The organism is Aquincola agrisoli (assembly GCF_036621135.1).
GTDB classification, from domain to species: domain Bacteria; phylum Pseudomonadota; class Gammaproteobacteria; order Burkholderiales; family Burkholderiaceae_C; genus Aquincola; species Aquincola agrisoli.
On record NZ_JAZIBG010000011.1, the window covers coordinates 1 to 709 of the forward strand.

Below are 709 nucleotides of genomic sequence, written 5' to 3' on the forward strand. Positions count from 1 at the left end.
CTCACTTAACACAATTTTGGGACCTTAGCTGACGATCTGGGTTGTTTCCCTCGCGAGCGTGGACGTTATCACCCACGTTCCGACTGCATAGCTTAATTTTAATGGTATTCGGAGTTTGATTATAGTCAGTACAGCTAGATGCCGCCATTCCACATTCAGTGCTCTACCCCCATTAAACAATACTATACGCTAGCCCTAAAGCTATTTCGGAGAGAACCAGCTATCTCCAGGTTCGATTGGAATTTCACCGCTATCCACAAGTCATCCGGGCACTTTTTAGCGTACTACGGTTCGGTCCTCCACTTAGTTTTACCTAAGCTTCAACCTGCTCATGGATAGATCACCTGGTTTCGGGTCTATGCCAATATACTAAAGTCGCCCTATTCAGACTCGGTTTCCCTACGGCTCCGCTTTTTTCTGCTTAACCTTGCATATTAACATAACTCGCCGGCCCATACTGCAAGATGTACGCCATCACACTTTAACGTGCTCTGACTACTTGTAAGTAAATGGTTTCAGAATCTATTTCACTCCCCTCTCGGGGTTCTTTTCACCTTTCCCTCACGGTACTAGTTCACTATCGGTGTCTGATTAGTATTTAGCCTTACCGGGTGGTCCCGGCAGATTCAGACAGGGTTTCACGTGCCCCGCCCTACTCAGGATACATCTATGAGATTTTATGATTTCGTATACAGGAATATCACCTTCT

Annotated in this window: 1 rRNA gene; it reads right to left on the reverse strand. The window is 45.8% G+C overall.

The features are described from left to right. Positions 1 to 709: ribosomal RNA gene (locus V4F39_RS04010) — 23S ribosomal RNA — on the reverse strand; the annotation flags it as partial.